At 68.4% G+C, this 22,601-nt stretch carries 21 protein-coding genes and 2 pseudogenes; 7 read left to right on the top strand and 16 right to left on the bottom strand.

Annotated elements, in window-relative coordinates; all coding sequences use genetic code 11:
• The first annotated feature begins 81 nt into the window (after positions 1 to 81).
• Positions 82 to 1,302: a transposase gene (locus ABZ904_RS32340; protein WP_361827268.1), complete on the top strand. Its 1,221-nt coding sequence runs from the start codon at positions 82 to 84 to the stop codon at positions 1,300 to 1,302.
• Positions 1,303 to 1,374: 72 nt separating this feature from the next.
• Here the strand turns inward: ABZ904_RS32340 and ABZ904_RS32335 are convergent, their stop codons facing one another.
• The gene (locus tag ABZ904_RS32335) at positions 1,375 to 2,418 is read right to left on the bottom strand and encodes an ABC transporter permease (protein WP_361827265.1); all 1,044 of its coding nucleotides are present in this window, start codon (positions 2,416 to 2,418) and stop codon (positions 1,375 to 1,377) included.
• 15 nt (positions 2,419 to 2,433) lie between these two features.
• A complete protein-coding gene (locus tag ABZ904_RS32330; RefSeq protein WP_361827262.1) occupies positions 2,434 to 4,032 on the bottom strand; it encodes an ABC transporter substrate-binding protein in 1,599 nt (532 codons plus the stop codon).
• Between the two features lie 451 nt (positions 4,033 to 4,483).
• On the opposite strand from ABZ904_RS32330, the gene ABZ904_RS32325 reads away from it, so the two are divergent.
• Positions 4,484 to 5,542, top strand: coding sequence for a Glu/Leu/Phe/Val dehydrogenase dimerization domain-containing protein (locus ABZ904_RS32325; protein ID WP_361827259.1), 1,059 nt, complete (start codon positions 4,484 to 4,486; stop codon positions 5,540 to 5,542).
• Between the two features lie 433 nt (positions 5,543 to 5,975).
• On the opposite strand, the gene ABZ904_RS32320 is transcribed toward ABZ904_RS32325, so the two are convergent.
• The gene (locus tag ABZ904_RS32320) at positions 5,976 to 7,298 is read right to left on the bottom strand and encodes an MFS transporter (protein WP_361827256.1); all 1,323 of its coding nucleotides are present in this window, start codon (positions 7,296 to 7,298) and stop codon (positions 5,976 to 5,978) included.
• 938 nt (positions 7,299 to 8,236) lie between these two features.
• Between ABZ904_RS32320 and ABZ904_RS32315 the strand changes: the two genes are divergently transcribed.
• A complete protein-coding gene (locus ABZ904_RS32315) occupies positions 8,237 to 9,859 on the top strand; it encodes an IS200/IS605 family accessory protein TnpB-related protein (RefSeq protein ID WP_361827253.1) in 1,623 nt (540 codons plus the stop codon).
• Here ABZ904_RS32315 and ABZ904_RS32310 read toward each other — a convergent pair.
• The 4 genes from ABZ904_RS32310 to ABZ904_RS32295 all read right to left on the bottom strand — a co-directional run bounded on the left by ABZ904_RS32310 (position 9,856) and on the right by ABZ904_RS32295 (position 13,775).
• Positions 9,856 to 10,116, bottom strand: coding sequence for a hypothetical protein (locus tag ABZ904_RS32310; protein WP_361004771.1), 261 nt, complete (start codon positions 10,114 to 10,116; stop codon positions 9,856 to 9,858). The genes ABZ904_RS32315 and ABZ904_RS32310 overlap by 4 nt on opposite strands.
• A 164-nt stretch (positions 10,117 to 10,280) precedes the next feature.
• Positions 10,281 to 10,961: a transglycosylase SLT domain-containing protein gene (locus tag ABZ904_RS32305; RefSeq protein WP_361004768.1), complete on the bottom strand. Its 681-nt coding sequence runs from the start codon at positions 10,959 to 10,961 to the stop codon at positions 10,281 to 10,283.
• Between the two features lie 1,235 nt (positions 10,962 to 12,196).
• Complete coding sequence (locus ABZ904_RS32300) at positions 12,197 to 12,697, bottom strand: GNAT family N-acetyltransferase (RefSeq protein WP_361827250.1); 501 nt, start codon at positions 12,695 to 12,697, stop codon at positions 12,197 to 12,199.
• A gap of 460 nt (positions 12,698 to 13,157) precedes the next feature.
• Complete coding sequence (locus tag ABZ904_RS32295; RefSeq protein ID WP_361827247.1) at positions 13,158 to 13,775, bottom strand: TetR/AcrR family transcriptional regulator; 618 nt, start codon at positions 13,773 to 13,775, stop codon at positions 13,158 to 13,160.
• 208 nt (positions 13,776 to 13,983) lie between these two features.
• Between ABZ904_RS32295 and ABZ904_RS32290 the strand changes: the two genes are divergently transcribed.
• The 3 genes and pseudogenes from ABZ904_RS32290 to ABZ904_RS32280 all read left to right on the top strand — a co-directional run.
• Complete coding sequence (locus ABZ904_RS32290; protein ID WP_361004074.1) at positions 13,984 to 14,364, top strand: SgcJ/EcaC family oxidoreductase; 381 nt, start codon at positions 13,984 to 13,986, stop codon at positions 14,362 to 14,364.
• Between the two features lie 50 nt (positions 14,365 to 14,414).
• Positions 14,415 to 14,717 (top strand): muconolactone Delta-isomerase family protein, encoded by a 303-nt coding sequence (locus tag ABZ904_RS32285; protein WP_359411825.1) that lies wholly within the window; start codon positions 14,415 to 14,417, stop codon positions 14,715 to 14,717.
• A gap of 264 nt (positions 14,718 to 14,981) precedes the next feature.
• Positions 14,982 to 15,137: pseudogene (locus ABZ904_RS32280) on the top strand (transposase); the annotation flags it as partial.
• 285 nt (positions 15,138 to 15,422) lie between these two features.
• Here ABZ904_RS32280 and ABZ904_RS32275 read toward each other — a convergent pair.
• The gene (locus tag ABZ904_RS32275) at positions 15,423 to 15,596 is read right to left on the bottom strand and encodes a hypothetical protein (RefSeq protein WP_361827244.1); all 174 of its coding nucleotides are present in this window, start codon (positions 15,594 to 15,596) and stop codon (positions 15,423 to 15,425) included.
• A 35-nt stretch (positions 15,597 to 15,631) separates the two neighbouring features.
• On the bottom strand, positions 15,632 to 15,835 hold the full coding sequence (locus tag ABZ904_RS32270) for a DUF4232 domain-containing protein (RefSeq protein ID WP_361827241.1): 204 nt from the start codon (positions 15,833 to 15,835) through the stop codon (positions 15,632 to 15,634).
• A gap of 421 nt (positions 15,836 to 16,256) precedes the next feature.
• Here ABZ904_RS32270 and wrbA point away from each other — a divergent pair, with 421 nt between their 5' ends.
• Complete coding sequence (gene wrbA / locus ABZ904_RS32265) at positions 16,257 to 16,865, top strand: NAD(P)H:quinone oxidoreductase (protein ID WP_361827238.1); 609 nt, start codon at positions 16,257 to 16,259, stop codon at positions 16,863 to 16,865.
• 73 nt (positions 16,866 to 16,938) lie between these two features.
• Here the strand turns inward: wrbA and ABZ904_RS32260 are convergent, their stop codons facing one another.
• From ABZ904_RS32260 to ABZ904_RS32230, 7 genes and pseudogenes are all read right to left on the bottom strand, one after another.
• On the bottom strand, positions 16,939 to 17,067 hold the full coding sequence (locus ABZ904_RS32260) for a hypothetical protein (RefSeq protein ID WP_359397569.1): 129 nt from the start codon (positions 17,065 to 17,067) through the stop codon (positions 16,939 to 16,941).
• Between the two features lie 765 nt (positions 17,068 to 17,832).
• Positions 17,833 to 18,195 (bottom strand): annotated as a pseudogene (locus ABZ904_RS32255) (integrase); the annotation flags it as partial.
• Positions 18,196 to 18,553: 358 nt separating this feature from the next.
• Positions 18,554 to 18,973 carry a PIN domain nuclease gene (locus ABZ904_RS32250; protein ID WP_361827235.1) on the bottom strand — a complete coding sequence of 140 codons (420 nt, stop codon included), beginning with the start codon at positions 18,971 to 18,973 and terminating at the stop codon, positions 18,554 to 18,556.
• On the bottom strand, positions 18,966 to 19,181 hold the full coding sequence (locus ABZ904_RS32245; RefSeq protein ID WP_361004084.1) for a type II toxin-antitoxin system VapB family antitoxin: 216 nt from the start codon (positions 19,179 to 19,181) through the stop codon (positions 18,966 to 18,968). The genes ABZ904_RS32250 and ABZ904_RS32245 overlap by 8 nt, the downstream gene beginning before the upstream one ends.
• 528 nt (positions 19,182 to 19,709) lie before the next feature.
• Positions 19,710 to 20,549, bottom strand: coding sequence for a methyltransferase domain-containing protein (locus tag ABZ904_RS32240; protein WP_361827231.1), 840 nt, complete (start codon positions 20,547 to 20,549; stop codon positions 19,710 to 19,712).
• A 574-nt stretch (positions 20,550 to 21,123) separates the two neighbouring features.
• A complete protein-coding gene (locus ABZ904_RS32235; RefSeq protein ID WP_361004091.1) occupies positions 21,124 to 21,594 on the bottom strand; it encodes a VOC family protein in 471 nt (156 codons plus the stop codon).
• Between the two features lie 139 nt (positions 21,595 to 21,733).
• On the bottom strand, positions 21,734 to 22,444 hold the full coding sequence (locus ABZ904_RS32230; protein WP_359411992.1) for an SDR family oxidoreductase: 711 nt from the start codon (positions 22,442 to 22,444) through the stop codon (positions 21,734 to 21,736).
• Between the last annotated feature and the right edge of the window lie 157 nt (positions 22,445 to 22,601).

Here is a 22,601-nt window from a genome sequence, read left to right as displayed (position 1 = left end):
TGTCGACCCCGCACGGCGGTGATGTCGCCCACGATGATCGAGAACTCTCAACTGTCAGTCCTCCCGGGTAGGTTCGGATGCATGACGACGGAAGCGACCACAAAGGACGCCGGGCATGCCCGGTACACCTTCCGTGTGCGCCTGTCCGCGACGGCCCGGCGTCAGCTTGAAGCCGAGTGGGATCGCTGCCGGTGGATCTGGAACGAATGTGTGGCCAAGTCGAAGGCCGTGTATCAGCAGGCCAGGGCAACGGGCGAGAAGCTGACGTGTGGTCCGGCGCAGCTCGACAAGATGCTGACCGAGGCCCGCAGGGTGACGCCGTGGCTGGCTGAGGGCGCGAGCGTGCCTCAGCAGCAGGTGATACGCGACTTCTCCACATCCCGCGCGAAGGCCCTGAAGGACATCAAGGACCGGGTTGCGATGCACCGCCGGGCGGGGATGCCCCGGTGGAAGAAGAAGCGGGAGGCGCGGCCGAGCCTGAACTACACCCGGCGCGGTTTCCGGCTTGATGACGGTCGTCTGCACCTTGCGGGCGGGGTCGTCCTGACGGTGGTGTGGTCGCGGGAGCTGCCCGCGGATCCGTCCAGTGTGCGCGTGTACCAGGACAGTCTCGGCCACTGGTACGCGTCCTTCGTCGTCGCGGCTCAGGTTGAGCCGCTCGCTGAGACCGGCCGCGTGCTGGGCGTGGACTGGGGGGTGAAGGAGACCGCTACCACCACGGATGACGCCTACGACCTCCCGCATGGCGGGCACGGCAAGCGGGCCGCGCAGCGGCTCGCGAGGTACCAGCGGATGATGGCCCGGCGGCGCCGTCCGAAGGGAGTGCCCGCATCCGCGGGCTACCGGACGGCGCAGGCGCAGGCGGCGAAGCTGCACAAGAAGATCGCGAGGCAGCGTGAGGACACCGGCCGCAAGTGGGCCAAGGCCGTCATGCGCGGCCATGACGGGGTTGCGGTGGAGGACTTCCGGCCGACGTTCCTCGCGAAGACGACCATGGCCCGCAAGGCGGCGGATGCCGCCATCGCCGCGACCAAGCGCGCCCTGGTCGAGATGGGCCGCAAACACGCGCGAGACGTCCGTCTGGTGCACCCGGCGCACACCACGATGGACTGTGCAACGTGCGGAGCGAGAACCAAGCACGCACTACCTCTCTCGATGAGAACGTATACCTGCACCGTGTGCGCAGCCGTGTCCCCCAGGGACAAGAACTCCGCCCGCGTGATGCTGGTCCGGGCAGGTTGGAACCCGCACGGTGTCGAGGGCGTAAGACCTCCAGGTCCGGTGGACCCAGAGGCAGCCTGAGCCGTAAATCCCCGCTCAGCCCTGGAGGGTGGACAATCCCCTCCCCTCAGGGAGGGGAGCCTTCAACGTTGTTCAGCTCCTCGTGAGGGTCGAGCGGGGGTCGAGCAGACCAAGGGCCAGATCGACGACGAGGTTCACCACCAGCACCACCGAACCCAGGAGCAGGACGATCGCCTGCACCAGCGGGTAGTCCTGGGCGACGATCGCGCCCACCACGGTGCTGCCGAGCCCTGGCCAGGCGAAGACGTTCTCGACCAGGACGCTGCCTGCGACCAGCGAGGCGAACAGGATGCCGCCGACGGTGAGCCCCGCGGTGAGCACGTTGGGCAGCGCGTGGCGCAGGTAGAGCAGTCGTGCGGGCAGGCGCTTGCTGCGGGCGACCCGCAGGTGGTCCTGCCCCAGGACGCGGGTGGTCTCGGTGCGGATGATGCGGGCGAGTTGGCAGCTGGGACCGAGTGCCAGAGCGAGCACGGGCAGAAGGTAGGAGGCGGGTGTGTCGGCGCCGGCGGGTGGCAGCCAGGGGAGGGTGACGGCGAAGACGAAGACCAGGCCCACGCCGATCAGGAAGTCGGGGACGGTGGTGCAGATGCCGGTCACGCTGGTGAAGGCGAGATCCGCGCCGCGGCGGCGCCCACCATAAGTGGCCGCGGCCACCCACATACCGACGGGGATGGCCACCAGCGCGGTGAGCAGGAACGCCCCACCCGCCAACTGTGCGGTCGCCGGCAGCCGGGTGGCGATGACCGACGACACCGGATCGCCGCTGGTGATCGAGGTACCGAGGTTCCCGGTGAAGACGCCCCCCAGGTAGTGCAGGTACTGCGTCAGCAAGGGCTTGTCCAGGCCAAGTTGGGCTCGGCGGGCCGCCACCACAGCGGGGTCGGCCGTGATGCCCAAAGCGGAGCGCACCGGATCCCCGGGGACGAGGTGGACGAGCAGGAACGAGGCGGTGATGACCACGAAGAGCGAGATCGCCAGGCGTACCACTCGTCTGATCAAGAACCGTGCCCAGGGGGAGGACCGCCGGATGTCCTCCCCCTGGTGCTCCGCGCGTGCGACGACCGCCCGGGAACCGTCGCGCGGGAGTGTCACGCGGCCCGGGGATGGCTGAGCCATGGCGTGGTGTCTCCTTTAGTGGGCGCGCAGCCGGATGCTGGTCGGCAGGGGCATCTCGCCGGAGATCTCGAAGGTCGCGCCGCGCCCGAAGTAGCTGACGTACCGCTGGGCGATGGGGACGACGTCGGCTCGGGCGAAGAGCGCCTTCTCGGCCTGGGTCCACATCTGGCAGCCGGGCCGGCCGGGGGCCTTGACCGCCTGGGCGACCAGCTGCTCGTAGGCGCTGTTGTGGATGCCGGCGAAGTTGGATCCCTTGGGGGCGCCGGGGCCCGAGAAGAAGCTGACGCTCTGTGACGGCAGCTGGGTGGCCAGGTTGATCTCCGGGGTGACGTCCCAGTTGTCGCTCTGGAAGACCGCCTGCAGGAAGGCGGCCGAGTTCAGGCTCTTCACCTTCACCTCGACCCCGAGGTTCTTCCACGCGGCCGAGAACAGCTCCATGCCCGCCGACGCGTTCGGCCGGTCGGAGGAGTACATCGCGGTGAGGGTCAGCCGCTTACCGCCCTTCGCCCTGATCCCGTCCGCGCCCTTGCGCCAGCCCGCCGCATCCAGCGCGGCGGCCGCGGCCGCCGCGTCGAACGCGGGGATGCCCGCCGCAGCACCAAAGTCGTCGCAGACCATCGGCGGCACACCCATCGTGCTGTCACCGATCTTGCCCTGCCGGTCGGTGAGCACATCGGCGATCTGCCCGCGATCCAGGGCCTGCGTGAGCGCCTTGCGGACCACCGGGTCGGCACCGGGATGGCCCGGGTGCTCGTTGAACACCGCCAGGGTCCCGCCGTTCTCGAAGCGGTACTCCTTCATGGTGGCCATCAGCCGCTGCCGGTCGGGGCCGTTGACGATGCTGCCGTTGAGGGTGCCGCTGGTGAGGAGGTTGGCCGCGGTGGTGTCATTGTTGACGATCTTCAGGACGATCTTCTGCGGGGCTCCGGGCACATTGATCCTGGCGCCGTTGGGCCCCCAGGCGTACGCGTCGCGGCGGACCAGCGTGTAGTGGTCGTTGGGGACGGCCTCGGTCAGCTTGTAGGGGCCCGATCCACTGCTGGTCCTGGCCAGTGCGGTGGGATCGGCCGTGCCGCTGCCGCACACCACGAAGAAGGCGGCCAGCGACGGGAGCAGCAGGCCGTCGGGTGTGCCGGTGGTGATCGTGACGGTGCCCGCGGCGTCGTCGGCCTTGGTGGTGAAGTCCGGGCCCGGCAGCACGATGCCAAGCAGCGGCGAGGCGGACTTGGGGTCCTTGAGATAGTCCAGGTCCTTGCTGACGACGCTGGGGGTCACCGCCGAGCCATCGGAGCACGTGACGCCCTTGCGGAGGGTCAGAGTGACCGACGAGGGGGTGACATGCCACTTGGTCGCGATGCCCGGGACCGGATTTCCCTTGTCGTCCAGGGCCACCAGCGGGTCGTAGGTGAAAGACAGCAGGTCGTTGGCCGCGGCGACCACGGTGTGGTACGGGTCGAGTTTGCCCGGGTCCTGCGACAGGGTCGACGTGAACGTGCCGTTGCGGACATAGGCGCCCTGGCTCCCGGCGCCCGAGCCCGAGGCCCCCGCGGAGCAGGCCGTGGCGGCGAGCGCGATCACACACAACACCGCTGTCTTGGTTCCGTGCAGTCTCATCAGAATGCCTCCAGCAGCCCACCGTGGCGGTGAGGATGCGCAGGAGCATCCAGCCGGCACCCCCGGGCCGTCTTCGTCGCTGAGCACCAGACGGGCACCTCGCGTTCGTCGCCGGACCCCAATACGCCGGATCCGCAGGCGGATTGCTCGAGCCGGTTGCCTCCGCCCCCGCCGGGACACGGCGCTTTACCGGCGGACCACGTCGACAGCACCCGTATCCCGGCCCTCCGGGCTCCTTGGCGTCAACTCCGTCCAAGGCACCCCGGAAACCGCCCTTGGAGCCACCGACGATGTCGTGGAGCGCACTTCTGCCGGCGTGGATGGTGCGGTCCGCACAAGTTGTGGCGCGGCGTTGTGCGCTCCCGACGATGCAACGCATGGGCGGCGGCCCGGATGCTGCGGCGGATCCCCCGGAAAGAGCCGGGGCCACCATGATCCGAAAGGGAGCCCGATGCAGGATGTCGCAGCGAAACAGGGCCCGCTCGCACATGAGCGGTTGGTCATCCGCCGCGGAGCCCGATCCGGCGTGACGCTCATGGTCGCGGTGCACTCAACAGCACTGGGCCCCGCGGTGGGCGGGTGCCGGATGCGGGCCTACCGCTGCTGGCAGGACGCCCTGGCGGACGTGCTGCGGCTCTCGCAGGCCATGAGCTACAAGTGCGCCGCCGCCGGCCTCGCCTACGGCGGCGGCAAGACCGTGATCGCTCTGGACGAGGGCGCCGATCCGGCACGCATCGACCGCCGCACGGTGCTCCTCGACGTCGGTGACCTGGTCGCGGAGTTCGACGGCCGCTACAGCACGGGACCCGACGTCGGCACCTGCGCCCAGGACATGATCGTGGTACGGGAGCGCACCCCGCACGCCTTCTGCCTCCCCGAGTCCCACGGCGGCTCCGGATCCCCCGCCCTACCGACCGCGATCGGGGTGCTGGCCGCGTTGCGCACGGTGTCGGTGCACCGGTTCGGCACCGAATCGCTCGCCGGACGCCGCATCGCCGTCAGCGGGCTCGGCGCGGTCGGCGAGCGACTGGCGCGCAGCCTCGCCGAACAAGGCGCCGAGCTGACCGTGTCCGACGTGGACGACCAAAAAAGGGTGCTGGCCAAGGAACTCGGCGCGACATGGGTAGAACCCGCACAGGCGATCACCACCGACACCGAGATCCTCGTCCCGGCCGCAGTCGGCCAAATCCTTGACCACGCAGTGGTTCCCCGGCTGCGCTGCGCGGCGATCGTCGGACCGGCCAACAACCAGCTCGTCACCGACGACGTCGCCGACGTGCTCCGGCAGCGGGACATCCTCTGGGCGCCCGATTTCGTGGCCAACGCCGGCGGCGTGATCTACGCGCTGGCCCGCGAGGTCGAGGGCATCGGACACGGCGAGGCGATCGAGCGGGTGCACCACATCGGCACCACGCTCGCCGAGATCCTCACCACCGCCGATCGTGCCGGCCAAACGACGCTCGCGACCGCGACCGACCTCGCGGCCACCCGGCTGAGGACAGCACCGTGAACCACCGGCCGGGGGGCTCCCGCCGCCGACAGCGGCCCACCCAGAGCTCACCCGCAGACCCGCACCTCGGACACGGCGGCTCGGCGGCTCGGTTGCTCGGGGAGGCCGGAGCCGAGCACCCTGGGCCCAGAGCCCGGGGGCGGGTGCGAACGCGGGCGACTGCAACGGGAACCGCAACGGGATCGGCCTCTGCCGCAACCACCTGACCCGCCCACTGACTTCGGCACTTCGAGATGGCTGTTCTGCTCGCGCTGCTGACTGAGGGTCACCTGCACGGTATGCGCTGTGCGCGGTGCGGATGGGGCGGACCGACGGCGAAGGCCCGCAGCGCGGTGTGAGGGGCGCGCAGGGCTGGTGACGCCCGCCAAAGAGCGGGCGCCACAGCCCTGCGCGCGTCCGCCAAGGCGGCGTCACCGTGTTGGGCTTGTGGTGCTCATGCTGCTTGGAGCAGTCCTGCCGGGGCTGAGCGTGCGAACTGGTCGGTGGTCTGCGGCACCCAGAGCGCGCCCGTGATCGAGGCCACGACGCCGACCAGCATGAAGCCGAAGGCGACGGTGTAGGAGAAACGGTCGACGAGGAAGCCCATGACCAGCGGGGTGATGGCTCCCGCGAGCTGGCCGCCGAGATTGAGCAGGCCCATGCCGGTGCCGACGATGCGGGTGGGAAGCACCCGCAGCGGCAGCCCCATGACGGCCATGGTCGGAAGCGCCATGATCGCGTTGCCGAGGGTGAGGTAGGTGGTGAAGGCGGCGGTGGAGTGGGCCACCATCATGAGCCCGATGAAGATGCCTCCGAGGACGAAGCTGGGTACCACCATGAGCCGGGCCCGGTCGTGGAAGTACCGGTCGAACAGCCACCCGCCCAGGACGGTCGCAGCCGCCGCCACGAACCACGGAATGGCTGCGAGCCACCCGGTGTCGGCAAGCTGGACATGCCGGACGTCCATGAAGTAGCTGGGTACCCAGGTCAGGAGGCCGTAGGCGACGATGTTCCCGCCGCCCAGCAGCGCGGCGAACTTCCACATGGCCGGCGTCCGCAGCAGCGTCCACGAAGGAACCGGCTTCTGGGTCGCGGTGTCGGCCGAGAACTCGGCCTTTACGGGGGCGCCGCCCAACTCCTCGCGGCTCAGCTTCCTGGGCAGGAAACGCCACAGGATCACTGCCATCACCAGGCCGAGACCGGCGACGAGCAGGAACGTGCTCCGCCAGCCCACCAGCGCCATGGCGGGGGCCGCGATGAGCGGTGCGAGGGCTGCTCCGAGGCTGTTGGACGACAGCATGGTGCCGATCGCCGCGCCTCGACGTGAGGGCAAGGTGCGTTCGCTCAGCGCCTTGATGGATGCGCCGGGGAAGATGCCCTCGCTGACGCCGAAGAGGATGCGGACCAGCAGGAGTACGGCGAAGGCGGCAACCAAACCGGTGAATCCGGTGAAGAGCGACCAGGCGATGAGGGCTATCACCATCATCGGCCGGGACCCGAAGCGGTCCGCCAGGAGGCCTCCCGGCACCTGGCAGGCCATATACGCGATGAAGAACACCGTTACGACCAGGCCCTGTTCGGTCTTGTCCACGTGGAAGGCCTTGCCGATGTCGGGAAGTGCCAGGGCGATCACCAGCCGGTCGATGTAGTCGACGACCCAGGCGGTGAAGAGCAGACCTGTTGTCAGAGCTCCGATCCGGGCAATGCGACGGGCCGTGTCTGACTCCGTCGCAGGGGGGTCCTCGCCGGGGATATGGGAGGGGGCACGGTACAACACAGGGATTCACCTCCGCGGCACCTGTGGTGCCGAAACCAGCAGATAGGCGGTCGGTTGGTGTGTCAGTGCCGCGCCAGCATGCCCCGCCGAGATCGGACGCGCTTTGTGCCGGGAACCGAACCTCCCGGACACGGATGGTGGCCACCAACAGGTCTGGGTGATCGCGCGGTGAGTGAGGAAGGGCTGTCGGCCGCCGAGGCCGTTGCGTCACACGGGCGGGCGTTCTTCAAGGGACATGGTGTGGAGGTCGTCGACTACGGCCTCGGACCCGAACGGTGAGAGGTAGTGCCCGATCTGCGGATGGTCGTGGTGGGGCCCGGCCCCCGCAGCGACGGTTGGGCCTATGCGAGTGCCGGGTGCCGGGCTCCGATGGAAAAGGACGGTCACGGAGTTGAGTTCGTCATGACCGCGCAGGTTTGCGACCAGCGGTTCATCGATCTCATGGCGGTGATCGCCTACCACCACCGCGGAGGGCATGAGTTCGGCCTGAGGACAGCATGCCGATCGATGAACCGTGGGTGCCGGGTTCGACCTGCGACCACCTGCTGGTCAGCCGTGGCGCGCTGTGCAGCACCTCGATCCCTGTGGGGGGAAGAGGGTGGGCGGAAGGCACCCCGTCTCAGGTGTACGGCAGGCCGAACCGGTAGTGGACACCGTGGATTTCGAAGGTGTAGGGACGCCTCAACGTTTCCCAGGCGCCGATCATGTCGGCGTCGAAGGCGGCGTTCCCCAGCGTGTGAAGTGCGTCCCGTACCTCGGGGCAGTGGCGGGGGTTGGGAACTGTTCGTTTCCAGATGTGCAGGAGCGTGCGTGAGTGTGCACGAGCGTGTACTGGTTCGTGGTGTTGTAGCGCGCACGCGTCGCATGGCGGGCACTGTCAGTGTCGGCCGGTACCGTTCTTCCTGTTGCTGATCAAGTGTTGGGGAGGGGGTGCATCGATGCGTGATGAGTCGTCGCTGCGTACGATTGCTGCCCCTTTTGTGGCCGTCGGCCCGTCCGGTGTGGCGATCCGCACCCGTCTGGGCCACTTGAGCGCCGCCGACGAGGAGGTGTTGCGCCTGGTGGGCGCGCATCTGGGCTCGCTGGCCTCAAGGGACCTTAAACGCCGGTGCGCCGATGGTCTGGAGCACTCCGCGGAGAGGTGGGCGGAGCGTAAGCGGGCCCTGACAGGGGAGTCTTCGTCGCGCTGGGCCGGGAGTATCACCAAGGCCACGCATGATCAGTGGGCGCTTGCGCGGCGTGCCCAACTCGCGCACATTCAAAGTCTTCAGGCGGGCGTGCGGACGATCGCGCACCGCCTGTCCCTCCCGATCGGCGAGAAGGGAAACAGGCGGGCGTCAGGCGGCTACCGCAGCGCACAAGAGTGGTTCGCCAAGACCCGGCGCCTGCAGGTCCTTCACGACCGGCTCAGCGCCCAGCAGGCCGACCGCGCTGCGGGCCGCGTCCTGGTGGTGCGCGGCGGGAAGCGGCTCGCGCGCAATCGGCACAACCTGCACGCCGGCCAGCTCACCCAGGCCCAGTGGCGGCAACGGTGGGAAGCATCGCGCTGGTTCCTGCAGGCGGACGGGGAATCGGGCAAGCGGTTCGGCAATGAGACGATCCGCGTCACGCCCGAGGGCGAAGTGTCACTGAAACTGCCTGTGCCGCTCGCCCACCTGGCCAACGCTCCGCATGGCCGGTATACGCTCACCGGCGCTGCCCTCTTCCACCACCGCAGTGACGAGTGGGCCGACCGCATCACCACGAACCGGTCCGTGGCCTACCGCATCCACTACGACGTGCAGCGCGGGCGCTGGTACCTCACCGCCTCCTGGACCATCCCACCGGTCAAGACCGTTCCCCTGTCCCACGCCCGCGAGGGCGGCCTGATCGGTGTCGATACGAACGCTGACCATCTGGCTGCGTGGCGGCTCGATGCCCACGGCAATCCTTGCGGCGAGCCGCGCCGGTTCTTCTACGACCTGTCCGGCACCGCGATGCACCGTGACGCCCAGGTACGGCATGCACTGATCCGGCTCCTGCACTGGGCCGAACGCGACGGCCTGTCGATCGCGATCGAAGACCTCGACTTCAGCGCGGAGAAGACCCGGGAGAAACACGGGCGCCAGAAGCGGTTCAGGCAGGTGATCTCCGGCATGCCGGTGTCCAAGCTGCGGGCCCGGCTCGTCAGCATGGCGGCCGAACTCGGCATCACCATCATCGCCGTCGACCCCGCCTACACCAGCAGGTGGGGCGCCCAGCACTGGCAAAAACCCCTCACCGGCAAGACCAGGAAGACCACCCGTCACGATGCCGCGAGCATCGCGATCGGCAGGCGCGCCCTCGGGCACCGCATCCGGCGACGGACGGCACCGCCCCCACACGACCAGAGCGATCGTGCGGGGCATCGGACCGCCCAGGCCAGACACGGCACCCCAGGGCGTGAGGAAACCCGCCCCCGCATCCCCGGACCACGGACACGATCCACTGGGACCAGACGCGGCGCGAACGCGGGAGACCAGGACGCCCAACACCGTTCGGAGCGTCCGACTGAGCCCGTGCAACTCATGCTCAGTTCTTAGGAACGGTTCTCGCCCGCCAGCCGGGTGGTGATGATGCGTGCCTGGGCGCAGGACAGCAGCCGGAGCTCATGCTCGAGCGCCCGGCGCCGCTCCCGGCTCAGGATCCATCGCCAGCCCAGAGCGCTCCGGCTGTACCTGCCCAACCGCGCCGGTCGTGTTCGGCTGTGACGTCTCGGGATGAGGTGTGCACCGATGGCGGTGGCGGTGATCAGCGCCAGGGTCTCCAGCGTGTACATGATCTCGTTCGTCGCACTCACTTCGGCTCCCGGGCGTGCGTCGGCCCCCCACCAGCTTCCCTCGTGCCTTCGGTACCGACGTACACGGCGGTGCCCCGCGGGTGCATACAGCCGAGGCCCCTCACCGATGGACGGCGAGGGGGCTTTGTGGGGGCTGCGCGTCCGCTCTCGAGCGGAATGTCGGCTCAGTACCAGTGGTTGGCCTGCCAGAACGACCACGCCTGGCAGGGGCTGCCGTACGACTGGTTCATGTAGTTGAGGCCCCACTTGATCTGCGTGGCCGGGTTCGTCTGCCAGTCGGAGCCGACGGACGACATCTTGGAGCCGGGCAACGCCTGGACGAGGCCGTAGGCGCCGGAGCCTGCGTTGACCGCGCGGTAGTTCCAGCTGGACTCGTGGTCCACGATGTTGCTGAAGCATTGGAACTGGTTCGCGCCTACGATCTGACGCGCCATGGACTGGATCTGCGCGACCGTGTACGAGCTCTGGATGGGGGAGCTGGATGCGCCACGGCTCGCACGGCTGGCGGCGTCCGCCTCCTTGCGTGCCTTGGTTTCCTCTTCGGCCTTCTGCTTGGCGATCGCGTCCGCGGCCGCCTGCTTGCGGGCCGACTCCTCGGCGTCCTTCTTGGCGCTCACGTCCGCGGCGATAGCCTGTGCGTCGGCCTGCTGCGTCAGCGACGCGGTCTGGACCTGGGCCTGCTGACCCGTAGGTATGTCAGCGAGGAGCATCGAGTCGCTTGCCGTTTCCCCGGCGTCGCTCGAGGGCTGCCCGGTGCTGCCCGAGGCAACACCAGTGACGGCGCCGACAGCGGTGACCGCCGTGGCCGAGGCCACTGCGAATCCCCGGACCGAAATCCGGCTCACACGGTTTCCTTCCAGGATCGTCCGCTTGGGTGACCCTGGCGGACGCAATCGTTCCCCCTGATGCTGGCCTCCCAACTGCGGGGTCACGGGAGGCACGGGCCCGGTGGACAACCCCGTGGCAGGGGCGGCCGCGTGGTGCTCGGGCGGCATACGACGGCGCTATGAAGTTGGCTGTGGTGCTTTTGAGGTGCCGCACCGCTGGGGGTACAGCTGTGTCGTATGCGGGGCCTGACAGGGGTGGAACTCTGCCGCACGTGGATACCGGGGGGCAATTCTGTGATGAGTGTGAAAGCTCACATCCCGTTCGGCGCAGTGGATCACGGAAACCCCGGCGCACAAAAGGGCTGCTCGGCTACAGGCTGTCCCGTAACTGCACTTTGCGGGCAGCCCAGTGGGCCGTCGCGGAGGTGTGCGAGAGCGCGCTTTTTTGGTGAGCGTTATCGCCCGCGTTACGCGCCCTGGGCCCGCTGCCGCACCGGCCCCCACACCTTGAGCGTGCCGGGCAGGCTCCCTTTGCCCGGCGGCTTCGCCGACAGCGGTGGAGCGGCGGTGCGCCGGCACCCGTCTCAGCTGTACGGCAGGCGGAACTGGTAGTGCCAACGGGGCTGCCGGCGCGTGGGGGTCATCCCGGTTGTGCGCCTGTCCTTCCCCGGCCGGACGCGTCGTCGACGACCGGGAAGCAGCAACACCAACCGGACAACCAGCGAGGCCACCCCCGCGCTCCGCTTGCGGTCGGGTGTGAAGGGCACGAGACCAGTCGGCTCCCAGCGGGGCGCTGCGGTGGCCTGAGACCTACCAGACACCTACGAGAGGTCACCCGCGGCACTGTGTCCGTCGGTGCTGTGGGCGTTGGCGGGAGGGGGCGGCGCTGGCCGTGTCATCGGTGAGGAAGACGATCGCTTCGGTGGCCTCCTGCGGGGCCTGCGTGCAGGTCAGCCCCGAGTCGACCGTGTTGACGTGTACGTCGCGCGGACCGGACTCGGGTGGCTCGCGCCTTGGTGAGCAGGTTCAGCGCCGCTTTGCTCGAGCGTGATGGGGGCTCGATTCCCTGAGAGGATCGAGTCATGGCACGTCCCCGTACCCTGTTGAGCTCGCGAGTGTGCCGTACGCATGGTTGCGGAGGTCCGTCCGAACTATCCGACCGAGTGGGCCGCGATGAAGGCGGTCGCGGCGCACGTCACGGCGGTAGAAGACAGTCCTTGCGGACCAAGCCGAGGCTGTCACACCGTTGCAGGTCAGGCTTTTGCAGGAGTGGCCGTCATCGTTCCCGGTGGGCGCATCATGAAGACGTCGATCGGGTCCTGGGCTTCTACGACGAATCCGTGGCGCTCGTAGAGCCGGCGGGCAGCACTGCCCTGCAAGACGTTCAAGCCCACGGTCATGCCCTGCGCGTCCGTTCGCTCCAGTACCGTTCGCAACACAGCGGATCCGAGCCCTTGGCCCTGACAGCGGGGAGCAAGGTAGAAGTGCTCCAGCCACTGCCTGTCTTCGGCGGGCCGGACCGTGACGCAACTTGCCAGTTCACCGTCGATCATGATGATCGACGTGTGCTGCGGGGAGAAGGAGTGCCGCAGCCGCTGCCGCACTCGGTGCTCGTCGTAGCGCCCCAGGCGTTCCAAGTCCGCGCGCATGACCGTGGCCCGCAGCTCCGCGATCACCTCGATGTCCGTTGTCACCGCAGAGTGCAGCACCCAGCCCGCGGCGTGCGCCAACGTGGTCCGCGCAGTCAGGGCCATGTCCGATCGAGAACCGCTCCCTATCGCCCCAGCGTCCATGGCCGGAGTATCCCAGTCCGCCTGCCCCGAACAGGAATATGGGCGGCTCAGACCGAACTACCCGTTACCGCTCGGACGTGGCAGGAGGCGAAGACGAACTGGACCGGAGGCGGGATGCACGAGCGGTGGCGGAGCTGGTGGCTGCACCACCGCTGGCGGTGGGCCTGTTCGGGGCTCAGCCGTTACCGCAACTGATGTGAGACCTCACAGGCGGTATTCCGGTGAATGGTCTGCGGGGGCAGGTGCACGCGGCGTGCGGGACCCGCCGGCGAGGAATCCGAGGCCGCTGGCCCGGGTGGCCGCGGTCACCAGCGCCGCCGGCCATCGGCGGGGTGAGAACGGGCGTGCTCACCTCGAGAGCGGCGAATGCGGGAATCATGGATGTGTGTCTCTCCTGCGCGGGCGGAACCGCCCGCGGTTCTCAGGCCTCGGCAGCCGTCTGCGGTGCGCGGGCGCCCAGCAGGGACAGGGCGCTCGTCCACAAGGTGTCGGCCAGGGACGTGTTGTTGTAGAGCTTGGCGAAGAGGACCTGACCCTCGAGCTGGGCGACGATCGACCGGGCGGCCTGATGGGTGTCGCTGACGACGACCTCGCCGCGTTCGCGGGCCTCGTCGATGAGGGAGCCGACCATGTCGACCTGGGCGTCGAAGATGCCCTGCAGGCGCGCGCGGATGGCCTCGGTCTGGTTGCTCATCTCCAGGGTGAGGTTCCCGAACATGCAGCCCGAGACGGTTCCGCAGTTCCGCTGGCCGGTCAGCTGGGCCGCCTCCGTCAGTTCGAATAGTCGGCGCAGCCGCTCCAGCGGCTGCGCGTCGCTGTTCAGCACGCCGGTCCACCCGCGGCGCTCGACCGTCCAGTGCTGGTCGATCACGGCCAGCGCGAGCGCCTCCTTGGACTCGAAGAAGTAATAGAAACTGCCCTTGGGTACTCCGGCCGCCTTGCAGATCTCGGCCACGCCCAACGCCGAATAGCCGTGGAGCTCGATGAGCGACTCCGCGGCACTGATGATCTTCTCCTTGGCATCACTGGTGCGCCCCATGAGGGCAGTATACGACCGCTCGGCTATCATTTACTAGACCGGTCGGCTAGGATTCGGAACTCCGCACTGCGGCCACTCTGCCGGACGGAACCGCGACAGCCCCCGGCAGCCCGCCGCCGTGTCAGCGGACGGGGCCGGGCCCCGCCAACTCCCTTCACAGCGCCGCCTTCGCCTCCGGCGCACCCCATCCCCAGGAGAGCTGATCACCATGAGTGCAGACGCATCGAACCATCCCATGCATGAGGTGCTGGGCCGCTGGAAGGCCGCCTTCGACGGCCACCAGCCGGCCGCCATGGCCGACCTGTTCACCCCCGACGCCCTCTTCCAGGGATTCGGGCCCGTGGTCGTCTCCGGCCGGGAGGCCGTACGCGCCTACTACGAGGCCGTGTCGGCCGAGCGTAGCGCCCACGTCGCGGACGTCCAGGGCTACCGGATCGGCGAGGACCTGGCCGGCGGCTTCGCCGACGTCACGTTCCGCGACCCAGACGGCTGGGCGGTGTCCGTGCACCTGTCGCTGGTCCTTCTGCACGACGGCGACGGCTGGCGGATCCGCCAGTACCACGTCTCCCGGGTCGCCGCCGACGACTGACGGACCCACGCCGCTCAAGTGCCCCAGCAGCACCGCAGATTGGAGAGGTCATGAAGGAGTTCCTGGTCGAGCTCACCACTGTCGTCCCCGAGGACACCCCGCAGGTCGAGGTCGACCGCCGCCGTGCCGCCGAAGCCGTCCGGGCCGGGGAACTGGCCGCCGCCGGCCACCTGGTCAGGCTGTGGCGCCCGGTGGGCGAACTGCGCAGCATCGGCTTGTGGCGCGCCGCGGGCGAGCAGGAGCTGTACGAGAAGGTGCTCGGCACCCTGCCGCTGTGGCCCTGGATGGTCTCGGTGATCACCGCCGTGCAGCCGCACCCCAACGATCCGGGCCCGGCAGGCCGCGTCGCCTGACCCGCGCGTTCGGGCGCGCGTCCCCCCGTTACCTACTTCGTGGCTCCGCAACGGGGTCTCCGGCCTTCGGGTCCAGCATGACTTCCCCCTCCTGTTGTTGATGATCCGGGGGGTGGTGTCACCGGGTCCGAAGGCATCGACGGACCGCTGATGAGGGGCTTGAGCATCGGCTTCACCCGAGCCGGAAGAGCTCTCCGTAACGTGGATGTGGCAGCTCGGTGCCCTGGCAAGGCCGGACGAAAGCGTGAGTGGAGGGGCCTGCACGTGATCGACACCGGCGACATTGACGTCTTCCTCGGCCTGGACGTCGGCAAGGGCGAACACCACGCCACCGCCGTCACCCCGGCCGGGAAGAAAGCGTTCGACAAGCGTCTGCCCAACACCGAGCCCAAGCTTCACGAGCTGTTCGCGAAACTCCAGGCCAATGCCGCGTGGCTCGCCCTGGCGGCCCTGGCACACAATCTGACCCGCGCCGCCGGCGCCCTGGCCTCCGCGTTCCATGCCAGGGCGACCACCGCCACCATCCGCGACCACCCCATGCCCAAATCCCCAACCCAGCCCCGACACGGCCTGCGCGACCCCGAAACGATCAACCGGGAATCAAGCCGGTGGATCCGGGCTGAGCCGCGGACGTCCGACGTCCTCCCGCAGAGCGCGGCAGGGGCGCACGGCCCCGCGCCCCCGCCGCGACCGGGCTGCCTGCTGCTACCTGTTGCCGTGCACCGGGCCGACCTGCAGGTTCTGCATGGTGGGGCCGACGCACTCGTGCTTGTTCCACGCGATGTCCGCCGACGCCTTCTGGCCCGGCGGGTAGATGCGCAGGGCCGGCACCGTAGTGAGACGGCACTCTTCGGGCGTGTATCCGCCCTGGCCGTTCACGGCCTGCACTTCGGCGTAGGGATGGGCGTTCGGGATCAGCGTGACGATCCGGGAGGCGTCCCCGGCCAGCGTGCGGCTGGCGCCTTGCCGAGCTGGGTGCCGTGCGTGTCGGCGAACGAGACGCCCGGGTGCCCGGTCAGGGTGCAGGGGGCCGTGCCGGTGTTCTCGAAGACAAGCTGGAAACCGATGTGGCCCGCACCGCTGTCGAAGTTCGCCGCGGTGCAGCCGACTGGTGGCACATCCCCGGGATACCGGCCGCATCCCCCGAGCCCTTCGATGTGGACGAACCGGCACTGCCCGCCGACGCGTCCGGTCCGCGGTCGTGCCGCCGCCGGGCTGCGCGGCCGACGCCGTGCCGCCGTAGCCGCACGCGGCCAGTGTCAGGCGCAACGGCCAGCATGCCGGTCATCAGTCCGCGGCGGGCGGTCGCAGTGAGCCTGGTGCCTCTCTTCTCATTGTGGCTTGTCGGTGGAGGCTGCGGGGCGCCGGGCGGAGTTCCGGCCCGCGTCGAGACGGCTTCGACTGTGTAGACGGCTGTCGCCGAAGCCCGGTTCGCACCCGGCGCAGACCTTTGACGACTACTAGACCGGTCGTCTATATTCACTGCAATCGCTCGCCGCCAACTGCTCCAAGCACCTGCACAACGAATCGGAGAGCCCTGTGGCCACCCCCGTGAAGCTCGCAATCGTCTACTACTCGTCGACCGGCACCATCGCCGAGGTCGCTGAGGAACTGCGCAACGCCGGTCTCAAGGCCGGCGCCGAGGTTCGGCTGCTCAAGGCCGCCGAACTGGCCCCGCAGGCCGCCATCGACTCCAACCCGGCCTGGGCCGCCAACCACGCCGCCACCGCGGACATCCCCGTCGCGACCCCCGCCGACGTCGAGTGGGCCGACGCCGTGATCTTCGGTACTCCGACCCGCTTCGGCAACGTCTCCTCGCAGCTGAAGCAGTTCATCGACACCCTGGGGGGCCTGTGGGCCGAGGGCAAGCTGGCCAACAAGGTCTACAGCGGCTTCGTCTCCACAGCGACCGCGCACGCCGGCCAGGAGTCCACCCTGCTGGCGCTCTACAACTCCGTCCACCACTTCGGCGGCATCATCGCGTCGCCCGGGTTCACCGACCCGGCCAAGTTCGTGGACGGCAACCCGTACGGCACCTCGCACGTGGACGGCCAGCTCAACAACCCCGTCGACGACATCACCCGCACCGCCGCCCAGATCCAGGCCGAGCGCGTCGTGCAGATCGCCGCACGGCTCAAGTCCGCCTGACCGCCCCGGCGACACCCTGGAGTACCCGGCCCTGCCTGCCCGCGCCGCGGCAGTGGGGGCCGGGTGCATTTCGTCATCCGGTACGGCGGACGGACCGGGCCTTCTTGCCTCTCTCCGATTCCGGGCGGAGATCCGGGCGCAGGTGCGGGGTGGCGCCCATGGCGTCCAGGAGGCGGAGGCTGATGTCCCCGAGCTGGTCCATGCGTTCCGCTCCCAGGACGTCCACGACCAGCGACCGCACGGTCTCACATGGCCGGGGGTTCGCGTCCCGTGGCGGCGCAGGGCCCGTGGCTCACCACCACGGGCCCTCTCAGGGCCGCACGGGCCCCCTCACTGCGTGCTGCCATCCCGAAGGTCAGTAGCGCGTCGGCCGGCAAGGCGCGGCCATGCCGCGGTGCCGGCAAAGACGACCGCGGCCAGGGCGATCCCGTAGACCGGCAGCCACTGGGTTGTCGCGTCCGCCTTGCACGCCTCCAGCGCATCCTCATACGCGTGCTTGGGGACTGATCGTCAGTAACAGTTCGCCAGGCGACACCCAGTGTTCCTTACCCAGCTTGAGTGTCGGGTTGCAGCTCCATGCCGTTGGTGCCGGGCTGCAGTCGGTAGCGGGGGCGGGATGAGACGTCGATGCTGTGGAATCCCTGGCCGTGGTTGTCCAGGACGCTGGAACCGAAAGCCGTGCGCCTGCCGAATACTCATTCGCGCTGGTGGGAGGTAGGGCGCCGCAGTTCGGCACGGCCAAAGCGGTGGCCGATGCCCAAGAAGAGCTCGTCGAGTTGCCGGTCCCAGGCTGCGTCCGCATGTTCGTCGATCACGCTGGGAGGCTGTCCGGACCGAAGCCCGACCAATGCCCGCCTCCACTCGATGGAGGGGCGGTCCGGCAAGACGGCCCCTGGCCCGACATCAGCCAACTACACTCCGGACGACGCCTCTGACCAGGCCAGATAGCGAAACGCTGCTGGAGTACTAGGCGCAGCACCAGCGCTCGGATCGAGCGCACAGTGCGCGGCCGGCCCCCGCGCTTTGGCCGGGACTGGGCGGCGTGCCGGCCGGCGATGAGGTTACGGTGCCCGCGCAGCAGCGTGTCCGGCCGCACCAGCAGTCGCATCCGGCGCAGGACCTCCCGCGGCAGGCCCTGGAGCAACGCGGCCAGGAACGCCCGGTCGCTCGCGTGGAACCGGACCCGCTGCCCGTTCAACTGCCGCTCCAGGACTGCAATCTGATGGCGCAGGGTCAGGATTTCTACATTCTTCTCGCGGCCGCTCATCGGCAGCGGCCGCAGCATCGCGAACGTGTTCGTCCTACCCAGGTACGCCAGTCTCAGCAGCACGACCGATCATCATGCCGCGACCACCACCGACCGTGCGAGAGTGCCGGCTCGGGCAACCACTGGCCGACACTCAAACTCGCTCTCACCTGCATGGATGAGGTATGCGGCAAGGGCACCGTCAGCTCGGCGTCGACAGGCGGCTCATGCTGCTTCTTCACTCAGACACGGAGTGTCTCCGGGTTCAACTCAAGCTCGCGAGCTGTCTCGGAGATGGTCTTGCGGACCGGAGTGCGATCTGGACGGCTTCCTCGCGGAACTCCGGTGAGTACTTGCTCGGTGGCGCCACTTCTACTTCCTCGTTTCCTGTTCAGGGCAACCCTATTGGGTCCCTGTCCGGAAACTTCGGGGCGTCCCACAGTCAGCGGTCGGCTGTGCCCGCCGCCACGACCCACTTCATGGTCTGGCCCGTGATCGCGGCGATCATGTCGTAGTCCTGGTCGTAGTGCAGGACGGTGGCACCGTGCCGTTCGGCCGCCGCGGCGATCAGTAGGTCCGGCATGGACAGCGCGCGGTGGTTGCCCTTGGCGATGGCCTGTCGCTGAACGTCCTTGGCCCGGTCCCACACCTCGTCGGGCATCGGCAGGTAGTCGAAGCCGGACAGGAACCAGTGCAGGCGCTTCGCGTCGTTGGCGTTGCGCGCGGAGTACATCACCTCCATCTCCACCGGTCCACACACGGCCAGGACGCCGTCCTCGTGGAGCGGATCGAGGACCTCCGCCACCCCTGGCTGGCGCCAGCGTTGGAGGGCGGAGTTGTCAATCAGGAAGCGCTCACTCACGCCGCGTCCCTGCTGCCGGCTCTGCCCGACTGTCGTAGGTCAGGTCCAGGTCGCCGGACTTGATCGCGTCGATGCCCTCCTGCCGCAGGCGACGCTTGACGGCCTCCTCCATGGCCATGCGCACGGCCTTGGCCTTGGTCTTCACGCCGTACAGTCGCATGGCGTGCTCCACCATCTCATCGTCGAGGTCGATCATGGTGCGCGACATCGAGAGCTCCTCCCGCCGGGTACAGCGACACCCAAAATGATAGCATTCCAATGCGCTGGAATGGTGTCGTATTGAGGTCGACGGCAGCACAGGTGCCGATACAGCCGCGGCACGGGCAGTGAGACCACAAGGACCCCTGCTCGGCGATCAAGCCCGTGACCTGGATGGATGAATTATCGGCACCCGCACCGCTGATTCGTAGCGCACCGGACCTGCGAGTTGCCTACGCAGCACCGCGTTCTCGTGCCGCAGGACAAGAAGTTCGCGTCCTTGGCCACCTGCCAGCGCAGCAGCAACACCGAGACCGACACAGCTTCCTCGTCACCCGATAGACCAGCGAGACAATCACCCGCGGCATCGCCCCAGGCGGCCCTGAGCGCCACCAGAGCCTGCAGCGACGCATTTCTGAACGGCACAGGCCCGGCACTTTGACGACCGCTCCTAACGGGGCAGCCCGGCGTCCGTGGCCCGAGATCTGACCGCCAGTCACGTCGGCAGAAGGATCTCAAGCGTCCCGCAGGTGCGTCTTCATACCGTTTCCACGCGCCCGAGGGAGATCCACATGGTGAAGGCGAACAGGAAGTCGCCGCGCTCGGCGGATTGGCGGACGGAGTCGAGGAAGGGTTCCACCAGTTCCGGCTGTACGCAGGTTCGCAGTGGTGTTTCATCGAAGAGCGGTACGACGACGGCTGCATCATCGGGCGTCGTGAACCGGAGCGTCACCGGGAGGGCAGTGGTGACCGGGAGGTCCGCCTTGACCATGCGTGCCCGGGCGGTGCGGCCGGCCGAAGGGTGCGGAAAGGGGAATCGTTCCAGGACTTCGGCCAGGTGGTCGAAGCCGTCCCCGACGGAGGACGTCCAGTCGGTGTCGATCACGCACACACGGCCGCCGGGCCGGGTGACACGGATCATTTCCTTGATCGCGTGATCGGGATCTGGCAGGTGCTGCAGTACCCGCTCGCACCGGACTCCGTCGAAGTGGCCGTCGGGGAAGTCGAGGGCGGTGATGTCGCCGACCATGTAGGTGACTGAGCTGCCGTCGTGCCTCGACTGGGCGACGGAGATGGCCTCGGCGGAGCGGTCGACGGCAGTTACGGAGCCTGTCGTGCCTACCCGTGCAGCGAGTTGTCGGGATACTTCCCCGGCGCCGCACCCGACGTCAAGGAGCCGTTCGCCCGCTGTGGGTGCGAACAGCTCGAAGGCCGCAGACCGCATTCGCTGTATCTCGGGATGCGCGGCGACAGTGTCGAGGTAGCCGATGATGCGACGTTGCTGTTCCTGCGGCGCATCGTCCAGACGTTCAAACGGGTTGGCGGGCGTTGGAGGTGCTGCCTCGGTGGTCTGGGGTCCGCCGGTCATCGTGGTCATCGTTACTTCCGTACTTCCGTACTAGTGCAGATGCTTGCTTCAGCAATTACATAGCGGCAGATCGAGGAGCTGGTCGAACATGCGGCGGCGGATGTGGACAGCTTCTCCACCGCGACCAGCGGCCCCAACCCGCGGATACGCAGGCTCACCAGTTGGATGAGCGAAGCGTAGTGAACCTGTGGCAGAGTGCTACGCGCACGCCCGGCGCCCAGGCGACGCCCACACCCTCCTCGGTCGGGTCTTGCGGCCCGGTCGACCAGCGTCCGCGGGGACGTGCCACGCGGGCTGGCGGCTCCTGTCGTTCACCAGGGCACGAAGGCGATTGGCTCCCAAGGCTGAGCAACGCTCAGGCTCGCTAAGCCGATCAGAGACGCTCTGTTGATGGTGACCCTCGACGCGAAGGGCGTCGGGTGCAGCCTGCCCGATGCCGCACCCGCGCCGGGGCCCCGCGGGGCCCCGGTGATCAATACCCGGCATGCCAGGTGCGGGCAGGGGCGGACGTCCTCATGTCGTTCGCGCGGTGTGGAGGGGCCGCTCGGCCGAGGCCGTGGGGTCACGGGGAACCTCGCAGGAGTCAGCGGCCGGGGAGTCGCTCGGTGATCTCCTGGAGTACCCAGCCGTTGCCGTCCGGGTCGCTGAAGGTGGCGAAGGAGCCGTAGGAGGCGCGCTCGGGCTGAGGGCCGGCGAGCCGCTGCTGTCCCTCGAGTCGGTGGGTGACCTCTCCCGCCTCGTGGCCGTGGTAGAAGAAGTCGGCGTCGTGGAAGATCTCACTCACCTCGATGCCGCGATCGACGAGCTCCGTGCGTGCCTGCTCGATGTCGGAGACGACCAGGTACAGGCCCTGGGCTGAGCCAGGTGCGGCGGAGGTGACCCCTTTGCCGAAGATGATGGAGCATTTGGAGCCGGGAGGCGTGAACTGCACGCCGCGCCAGTCCTCGTTGGCGGTCTTGTCGAGGTCCAGACGGAATCCCGCCTTCTCGTAGAAGGCCTTGGCCCGGTCGACGTCGGAGACGGGCAGCACGATGACTTCGAGTTTCAGATCCATGGCTATGTTCTCACTTTCAAATATAGACTGGTCGTCTAGTAAAATTACCGCCATCCGCCGAGCGCTGGGAGTTTTGTGACCATCCGGACAGGAGGTGGCCCCGGCGGATCGGGGGGTGGCCGACAGGCGCGCCTTCGGCTCAGTGGCCGGCGATCTGGCCGCCGTCGACGTGCAGGATCTCGCCGGTGACGAACGGGGCGTTCTCGAGGTACACCGCCGCGTCGACGACATCGCTCACGTCGCCCACGCGGCCAACCGGATGCAGGCCGGCGAGCGCGTCCCAGTATCCCTCGGTCATGGGGGTCTTGATGGCGCCCAGGGCGACGGCGTTGCTGCGGATGCCGCGGGTGGCGTACTCGATCGCGAGGGCCCTGGTGGCAGATTGCAAGCCGCCCTTGGTCAGCGCTGCGAGTACGGAGTTCACGTGGGAATTGGCCTGGTCGGCCAGGGTGCTGGTGATCTGTATGACGTGACCGGCGCCCTGGGTCAGCATCTGCTGGATCGCGAGCTGGGTGATCCGGAAGAAGCCGGTCAGGTTCACGCCGAGCACGGCGTCGTACTCTTCCCTGGAGAAGTCGGTGAACGCGTTCGAGATGAAGATCCCGGCATTGTTGACCAGCGTGTCGATGCGGCCGAACCGCTCGAGACCCGCGGCGATGACGCGCTCTGCGGTGGCACGGTCGGCGATGTCGCCCTGGACGGTGAGGATCTCGGGGTCCTGCGACGCTGCAATGGATCGCGAAGTGGCGACGACGGCGTAGCCAAGCTTGCGGTAGGCGACGACCAGCCCGGCTCCGATGCCCTGCGAGGCACCAGTGATGACTGCGACCTTCTGGCTTTGGGTGCTCATGATGGTCCCTTCGAGGGTGGAGGCGTTCGAAAGCGAGGCTAGACGACCGGTCGCCTATACGCAAAGACCTGACAGGCGCATGCGATCGACGACACCGGTTTCCCCAAGGACGGCTACGGCCCCCCGGGCGGCCCGGACGCACTGCGGCGCACTTGGG

This window comes from Streptomyces sp. NPDC046900 (assembly GCF_040644975.1).
Lineage (GTDB): Bacteria > Actinomycetota > Actinomycetes > Streptomycetales > Streptomycetaceae > Streptomyces.
Note: the sequence above shows the minus strand (reverse complement) of the source record. Positions and strands in the feature narration are given on the sequence as shown.

What these genes read in the sequence shown, in the direction of transcription:
- ABZ904_RS32340 (WP_361827268.1), top strand. Translation starts at nt 82, where the DNA reads ATGACGACGGAAGCGACCACAAAGGACGCCGGGCATGCCCGGTACACC.
- ABZ904_RS32335 (WP_361827265.1), bottom strand. Translation starts at nt 2,418, where the DNA reads ATGGCTCAGCCATCCCCGGGCCGCGTGACACTCCCGCGCGACGGTTCC.
- ABZ904_RS32330 (WP_361827262.1), bottom strand. Translation starts at nt 4,032, where the DNA reads ATGAGACTGCACGGAACCAAGACAGCGGTGTTGTGTGTGATCGCGCTC.
- ABZ904_RS32325 (WP_361827259.1), top strand. Translation starts at nt 4,484, where the DNA reads ATGCAGGATGTCGCAGCGAAACAGGGCCCGCTCGCACATGAGCGGTTG.
- ABZ904_RS32315 (WP_361827253.1), top strand. Translation starts at nt 8,237, where the DNA reads ATGCGTGATGAGTCGTCGCTGCGTACGATTGCTGCCCCTTTTGTGGCC.
- ABZ904_RS32300 (WP_361827250.1), bottom strand. Translation starts at nt 12,697, where the DNA reads ATGGCCCTGACTGCGCGGACCACGTTGGCGCACGCCGCGGGCTGGGTG.
- ABZ904_RS32295 (WP_361827247.1), bottom strand. Translation starts at nt 13,775, where the DNA reads ATGGGGCGCACCAGTGATGCCAAGGAGAAGATCATCAGTGCCGCGGAG.
- ABZ904_RS32290 (WP_361004074.1), top strand. Translation starts at nt 13,984, where the DNA reads ATGAGTGCAGACGCATCGAACCATCCCATGCATGAGGTGCTGGGCCGC.
- ABZ904_RS32285 (WP_359411825.1), top strand. Translation starts at nt 14,415, where the DNA reads ATGAAGGAGTTCCTGGTCGAGCTCACCACTGTCGTCCCCGAGGACACC.
- ABZ904_RS32260 (WP_359397569.1), bottom strand. Translation starts at nt 17,067, where the DNA reads ATGGACCAGCTCGGGGACATCAGCCTCCGCCTCCTGGACGCCATGGGC.
- ABZ904_RS32245 (WP_361004084.1), bottom strand. Translation starts at nt 19,181, where the DNA reads ATGTCGCGCACCATGATCGACCTCGACGATGAGATGGTGGAGCACGCC.
- ABZ904_RS32240 (WP_361827231.1), bottom strand. Translation starts at nt 20,549, where the DNA reads ATGACCACGATGACCGGCGGACCCCAGACCACCGAGGCAGCACCTCCA.
- ABZ904_RS32235 (WP_361004091.1), bottom strand. Translation starts at nt 21,594, where the DNA reads ATGGATCTGAAACTCGAAGTCATCGTGCTGCCCGTCTCCGACGTCGAC.
- ABZ904_RS32230 (WP_359411992.1), bottom strand. Translation starts at nt 22,444, where the DNA reads ATGAGCACCCAAAGCCAGAAGGTCGCAGTCATCACTGGTGCCTCGCAG.